Annotated in this window: 6 protein-coding genes; 5 read left to right on the forward strand and 1 reads right to left on the reverse strand. The window is 38.1% G+C overall.

The annotated features are described in order from the left end of the window. Window positions 1-3 precede the first annotated feature (3 nt). The 4 genes from LGZ98_RS02995 to LGZ98_RS03010 all read left to right on the forward strand — a co-directional run bounded on the left by LGZ98_RS02995 (window position 4) and on the right by LGZ98_RS03010 (window position 4,586). On the forward strand, window positions 4-1,596 hold the full coding sequence (locus LGZ98_RS02995) for a hypothetical protein (protein ID WP_262977687.1): 1,593 nt from the start codon (window positions 4-6) through the stop codon (window positions 1,594-1,596). Further along, window positions 1,596-2,519 carry a hypothetical protein gene (locus LGZ98_RS03000; protein ID WP_113041994.1) on the forward strand — a complete coding sequence of 308 codons (924 nt, stop codon included), beginning with the start codon at window positions 1,596-1,598 and terminating at the stop codon, window positions 2,517-2,519. Before LGZ98_RS02995 ends, LGZ98_RS03000 begins: the two co-directional genes overlap by 1 nt. A gap of 109 nt (window positions 2,520-2,628) precedes the next feature. Further along, window positions 2,629-3,552 (forward strand): hypothetical protein, encoded by a 924-nt coding sequence (locus LGZ98_RS03005; RefSeq protein ID WP_113041993.1) that lies wholly within the window; start codon window positions 2,629-2,631, stop codon window positions 3,550-3,552. A 173-nt stretch (window positions 3,553-3,725) separates the two neighbouring features. Then, window positions 3,726-4,586 carry a hypothetical protein gene (locus LGZ98_RS03010; RefSeq protein ID WP_262977688.1) on the forward strand — a complete coding sequence of 287 codons (861 nt, stop codon included), beginning with the start codon at window positions 3,726-3,728 and terminating at the stop codon, window positions 4,584-4,586. A gap of 886 nt (window positions 4,587-5,472) precedes the next feature. On the opposite strand, the gene LGZ98_RS03015 is transcribed toward LGZ98_RS03010, so the two are convergent. Then, on the reverse strand, window positions 5,473-6,030 hold the full coding sequence (locus LGZ98_RS03015; protein WP_262977689.1) for a LemA family protein: 558 nt from the start codon (window positions 6,028-6,030) through the stop codon (window positions 5,473-5,475). A gap of 370 nt (window positions 6,031-6,400) precedes the next feature. Between LGZ98_RS03015 and LGZ98_RS03020 the strand changes: the two genes are divergently transcribed. Then, window positions 6,401-6,892, forward strand: a 492-nt coding sequence (locus tag LGZ98_RS03020; protein ID WP_262977690.1) for an Rpn family recombination-promoting nuclease/putative transposase, incomplete at its 3' end; no start/stop codon positions are given.

Genomic DNA, 6,892 nt, shown 5'->3' on the forward strand with positions numbered 1-6,892 from the left:
AACATGCTTTCAGTTAACATGAAAAGTGCGGTTTGTGATTGTAAAACTCCGGACCCTTGTATTCACAAATTAGTGTTAAAAGTTGGGAAACGGGTTTTTCACTATAACCAGATTGAACCGATAGGGGATATTTGGGTAGTTGATGAAGCGGAGGGGATACCGGTGTCTGTTTCATTGGTGGGAAAACAGTGTATAACGGAAAACGCACATTGTCCCAAAGCGGTTTTCTATAGCCCGGATAACCCGGCGTTTCAATTTTATGAATTGGATAAAAATCCAATTAAGGGACCGGGAGTAGATTATGAAATCAGTTTTTCCCGTCATAACTTGCCGGTCGATCCAATAGCAAATGATCCGTTAGGTTTTATTGCATCGTCGCTGTTTCAGCAGGGGGATCTGAATTCTTTACCGCATACGGATTATATTCTGGCCCTGACGCAATGTTACGGTCAGCCTTTTGCCCAGCGCTCATTTCTCTTGCCGGATGATAAAGTGAAAATGTTGATGCTAGGGAGAGTGGACGCCCTTAGTACCAAAATCCATGTGTTGCCGCAATATGAATGGACACTGGATGTGACGATAGGGGCAGAACAAGAAGTACGGGAAAGAAGCGCGGCGGAAAGAAAAGCGGAGGCGCTGAAGGAGAGAAAGAAAACCAATCCGAACGCGAAAAAGCCCGGTCAAAACTGGCATAAACACACGGCGGGTTATGAATTAACGGACACGTTAACTGCCGAAGGGAGTTTTGCTTATAAGCTGGGTCCTTATTCCCACACACTTACACGTGAACTGGAAGAGGAATTTAAAGAAAAACGTAAAAAACTGGGTCTGGTGAATAAAGGCTTGCAGGCGGTTGAGACGTTGCAAAAACTGTTTTCCAGTGAAGGCAGTCAGGAAATTAAACTGTTGGAGGTGGAAATCCAGACTCCGGAAATAAAATTAAGCGGTGGTAGTAAACTGGTGAATGCCACACATGGCGACGCAGCTTATTTTGAGCATACGGTTTCGGTGGCATTAGAGCCGCTGATTGGGATAAAACTGCGGCTGGATTTAATTGAGGCGTTTGCGACGGAATTTGGGGTTGAGAAATTAATCGCCTTAATTCGTGAACAGGGATTAAAAGGTCAGGAGGCGGTAAAAGAGGGACGGAATGGGGCTTATCTGGGGGCGCAATTAGATATGATTCTGGAAGGGGCGTTAAATCTGTCATTTAAATATGCCAGTAATGAAGAGCATAAAATGGAATTTCAACTGGGGGATATGGTAAGAGGTACGCTAGCGATTAAAGCGGAAACCAATATTCAAGCTGGGTTTAAATATTATCTGGTGGAGGGGTATTTTAGAGCGGAGGCGGATATTGAAGCGGAAGGATGTTTTGAACTGGATAAACAGGATAAGGAGTTATCTCTGGTGTTTTTCCATGAGGGCATCACCGCCAGTTATTATGTAGAGTATGGGGCAGGAATTGCTCCACCTAAAAGTGATGGCGATTCTGCTAAACAAAAAGACGGAAAAGATAATAAAAAACAAAAAAAGTGGGAAATATATCCAAAATTGCCAAAAGAGAAATCAACATACAGACTGAGGTTATCGTAATGAAAAAAGAATTTTTATTCTTTATAGCTTTATTTTCATTATCAGCTTATGGGAGAAACACTATGGATCAAGTTAAATATATTACTTATTTAGAAACTCATCGGGCACGTTGTGTCCTTAGAGTCAATGGGATGTATACATTAAGTAGCTTGCATTCAATTACCGGCACTATATCGACCGGGTATAATATTGCACCATTATTGCAGAATGGTAAGAATACTATTTATATCGAAATGGCTCCATTTAGTGATGCAAAAGAAGGATATATTTATAAAGATAAGGATGCGGAGTGTAAAGTCCGGTTGGTAAGGATGACGCCTTACCAGTCGGATGAAATCACGAATATTATTGCTAGCGTGGCAGATAAAAATGGCATAGCAGAGCCTAATAGTATGAAATCTGTTAATTTTAATGTTGATACAGCACAGTATAGTAAAATAACGGAAAAAAACCTCAAGGATGAAGGTATTTATTATGCAGAGAGAACAGTGACATTAAATGATTTGCCTGTCTGGGCTTGGACTATGGCTACTCCCTTGCCGGAAACGGAAGCAAGCACCGAGTTAGTTAGAAAAGCCTATGAAGATATCTGGCAAATAATGAAAAATAAAGATTTGGTAGCTTTACAATCGTCAGCCAAATTAATGTTACATGAACATGCATTGGCCAATAACAGCACAGAGCAGGTTTTTTTTGATTCTCTGGATTTTAAGCAAGATTTTGATAATAATTATCAGGCAGTACCGATAGACTGGAGTAAATATAAACTGATACGTTATATGGGGGGGCGGTTATTTAGGTTCCAGCTTGAACATAGCAATAATTCACCTTTGTTAATTGAAGATAAAAATAACAGTGAAAATGGTCGAACATTTAGCCCCTATTTTTCTCTAATCAATGGAAAAGTGGTTATTTCGAGATAACTATGGTTTGTTTTAACTAACTCAGTATTAACTGTTTTTTGCAGTTAATGCTGGGGAGTAAGGAAATATAACTAAAATAGAAATCAACATATAAACTGAGGTTATCGCAATGAAGAAATCTTTTCTATTTTTTATGGCATTGTTTTCATTATCAGCTTATGGGAAAAACACTATGGATAAAGTTAAATATATCACTTACTTAGAAACTAATCGGGCACGTTGTGTCCTTAGAGTCAATGGAATGTATACTCTAAGTAATCTGCATTCAATTACCGGCACTATATCAACGGGGTATAATATTGCTCCGATATTGCAAAATGGTAAGAATACCATCTACATCGAAATGGCTCCATTTAGTGATGCAAAAGAAGGATATGTTTATAAAGATAAGGATGCGGAGTGTAAAGTCCGGTTGGTAAAGGTGACACCTTACCAGTCAGATGAAATCACGAATATTATTGCCAGTGTGGCAGATAAAAATGGTGTAGCAGAGCCTAATAGTATGAAATCCGTTAATTTTAATACCGATACAGCGCAGTATAGTAAAATTACGGAAAAGAATATCGAGAATGAAGGTTTTTATTATGCAGAGAGAACGGTTACGTTAAATGATTTACCTGCTTGGGCTTGGACCACCTCTGCACCATTACCGGTGACAGAAACAAGTGCAGAACTGGTTAGAAAAGCCTATGAAGATGTTTGGCAAATGTTGAAGAACCAGGATTTGGAGTCACTGAAAACAGCCTATCAATTAACATTATGTGAAGAATCTCAGGCGAATAATAGTACCGAGCAAATTTATTTTGATTCTCTAGATTTTAAACATTATTTTGATAAGGGCTATCAGGCAGTACCGATAGATTGGAGTAAATATAAATTAGTACGTTATCTCAATGGCCGATTATTCCGGTTTGAAGTTGTAAATAGTATGAATTCTCCGTTACTAATTGAGGATAAACATAATAGTGAAGATGGATTTACATTTAACCCATTTTTCTCTTTAATCAATGGAAAAGTGGTCATTTCGAGATAATCGTGGCCTTTTTTGGATAACTCAGTATTGACTGTTTTTTGCAGTTAATACTGGGGAGTAAGGAAATATAACTAAAATAGAAATCAATATACAAACTGAGGTTATTGCAATGAGAAAAGTTTTTTTATTTTTTTATGGTCCTATTTTCATTATCAGCTTATGGGGAAAATACAATGGATAAAGTTAAATATATTACTTATTTAGAAACAAACCGTGCTTATTGTGTTCTTAGAGTCAACGGGATTTATACTTTAAGTAATTTGGGTTCAATTACAGGGACCATCTCGACGGGTTACAATGTTGCTCCGATATTGCAAAATGGTAAAAATACTATTTATATTGAAATAGCGCCGTTCAGAAATGCAAAAGAGGGGTATGTTTATCAAGAAAAAGGTACTGAGTGCAAGGTTAGATTGGTAAGGGTAACTCCTTATGAGTCTGATGAAGTGACTAATATTATCGCCAGTGTGGCAGATAAAAATGGTACGTTGGAACCAACCAGCATGAAGTCCGTTAATTTTAATATTGATACCACTCAGTACAGCAAAATCGCGGAGAAAAATCTTAAAGATAGGGGATTTTATTATGCGCAGCGGACAGTGACATTAAATGATCTCCCTGCCTGGGCTTGGACGACGGCTACCCCTCTACCGGAGACAGCGGAAAGCACTGAACTGGTTAAAAAAGCCTATGAAGATGTCTGGCAGATCATGAAAAATAAAGATTTGGTTGCTTTGCAACATGCTACCAAAATAATGTTATATGAACATGCGCAGGCCAATAACAGCACAGAGCAGGTTTTTTTTGATTCTCTGGATTTTAAGCAAGATTTTGATAATAATTATCAGGCAGTACCGATAGACTGGAGTAAATATAAACTGATACGTTATATGGGGGGGCGGTTATTTAGGTTCCAGCTTGAACATAGCAATAATTCACCTTTGTTAATTGAAGATAAAAATAACAGTGAAAACGGTCGTACATTCAGTCCCTATTTTTCTTTAATCAATGGAAAAGTGGTTATTTCTAGATAACTATGGCCTTTTTAAAACAACTCAGTATTAACTTTTTCCGGTAGTTAATACTGAGAGATAAGGAAAGACTATGCTTTCGATTTACATGAAAAGTGCCGTTTGTGATTGTAAAACCCCGGACCCTTATATTCACAAAATTAGTGTTAAAAGTGGGTAAACGGGTTTTTCATTATAACCAGATTGAACCAATAGGGGATATTTGAGTGGTTGATGAAGCGGGTGGTGTACTGGCAGCAATTTCATTGGTGGGAAAACGGTGTGTGTCTGACAATCCACACTGTTTATCTCTTTTTTATTGCGTTATTTTTACGATTTTCTTCATAAAATAAAAAAATAACCGGTGGCAAAGCACCTTAATCCCCATTTATTTGGGTAATATTGTTTTACATGCAGATTTATTTTCAATTCATTATTAATGGTTAATGATTTTCGATTAAATTCCATTAACTCTCCTTATGAAAGGTTTTAACCAAGTTAAATCCTCCCTTGATATAAAAATTTAATACTTCTGTATTTTCACTTTTAAATGATTATGGCAGGTTAAAATAAATGAAGTATATACTCGTTATCTTTCAAGCTGCTTCTTTGTTGGTTGCACTCGCTCACCCCGGTCACATAGTTATCTATGCTCCCGGGGATTCACTCCCTTGCCGCCGCGATGCATCTTGAAATCCATAGGGTATATAGGAAAAATGTTTGAAAGGATAATCGAGATAAAAAACCGTGCTGGTAATGATCAATCCAATTAAAAGAACGGAAAGCCAGTGAAGGCGTTTAAATCCCACGACTTCTTTTAAAAGGAGATTGAGGATAAAGATTAATACGCAGGAAAAAACAAAAATAAAAGTAAAAAATATCATAGTCATCATAAGGTTTACTATCTGATTTATTTAAACTTGATACCGTCATAGGCTTTTTCTTCCTGACAGATTTCTAATAAAGGTAGCCTCTGATAATGAAACATGCGGGCAAAAATCAGATCAGGGAATAGATAAATCGCCGTATTATACTCCGTTACTGCATCATTAAACATTTCGCGGCGATGAGCAATTTTACTTTCTAGATCCGTCACCGATGTCTGCAATTGTGAAAATTGGGAACCTGAAATCAGTGTCGGATAGTTTTCAGCTACGGCCAGTACAGATCGGAATGCATTGTTCATTTCATTGGAGGCTTTGATTTTATCTGTGAAGGTATCGGCATTAAGATATCCCTGCCGTGCATCATTTAACCGAGTAAAAATATCACGTTCATGTTCCATAGACTTTTCCAGCACGGTCACAAGCTGCGGGATCTGTTCTGCACGCTGTTTTAAAATAACATCGATATTGGCAAATGTATTGCTTGTCTGCTCTTTCAGAGCAACTAGCCGGTTATAAATTGTGATCCCCCAACCGATAAGTCCTACAGTAATGAGGGAGATAATGATAGTGGTTATTGTCATCTTTTTCTCCACGAAAATCCGGTTATAAATAACATTTCAAAATAAGTGATCATCTGGAGGGAACTCAGACAAATTTTTGCGATCTGAACATCCAAGATTAACGGAAATATAAATAATCGATATTTTGATAAAGGGATTATCATTATGCGAATGCAAGTTAAAAACTCATTTAAATGAATGGCTTTCATTGAGTAGTTGTTGTAAATATAATGTTTCCTTATTTTTTCTTTTTTGGTATTTGATTCTTTAGGCTCTTCTATTAATGCATTCGGTAAAGATTTGCCTGAGGAAATCTGAGACAATGTTTTTTGTAACTTGGTAGAAATACTATAAATGGTAATGACTAACTAATAAGACAGAGAAACAGATTGTGGCAAAGAAAGAAAAACGGCCTCACCATGACGGATTATTCAAATATTTTTTAACGCAGCCTGAAACGGCCAGAGAGTTTCTATCCCTTTATCTGCCCGAAGAAATCCAGTTGTTGTGTGATTTAACCACATTGAAACTGGAGCCCAGCAGTTTTGTGGATCAGCATTTACGCCAACTGCACAGTGATGTGCTGTACTCGGTTGAAACGGCCCGGGGACAGGGCTATATCTATTGTCTGATTGAACATCAGTCCACCCCTGACCCGTTGATGGCCTGGCGACTGATGTATTACGCCATGTTAGCGATGGCGGCTCACCTGAAAAAAGGCCATACTGAACTCCCGTTGGTGGCACCTCTGTTGTTTTATCATGGTGAGGTTCGTCCTTATCCTTACTCAAACCGGTGGCTGGATTGTTTTACGCTCCCTGAACAGGCTGCTCACTTATACCGCCAGGCGTTTCCGTTGGTGGACGTCAGCGTGCTCAGCGAT

The sequence above is a fragment of the Photorhabdus kayaii genome, assembly GCF_025384895.1.
Taxonomy (GTDB): domain Bacteria; phylum Pseudomonadota; class Gammaproteobacteria; order Enterobacterales; family Enterobacteriaceae; genus Photorhabdus; species Photorhabdus kayaii.

Coding starts and splice junctions, on each gene's coding strand:
- LGZ98_RS02995 (WP_262977687.1), top strand. CDS start 4: ATGCTTTCAGTTAACATGAAAAGTGCGGTTTGTGATTGTAAAACTCCG.
- LGZ98_RS03000 (WP_113041994.1), top strand. CDS start 1,596: ATGAAAAAAGAATTTTTATTCTTTATAGCTTTATTTTCATTATCAGCT.
- LGZ98_RS03005 (WP_113041993.1), top strand. CDS start 2,629: ATGAAGAAATCTTTTCTATTTTTTATGGCATTGTTTTCATTATCAGCT.
- LGZ98_RS03010 (WP_262977688.1), top strand. CDS start 3,726: ATGGATAAAGTTAAATATATTACTTATTTAGAAACAAACCGTGCTTAT.
- LGZ98_RS03015 (WP_262977689.1), bottom strand. CDS start 6,030: ATGACAATAACCACTATCATTATCTCCCTCATTACTGTAGGACTTATC.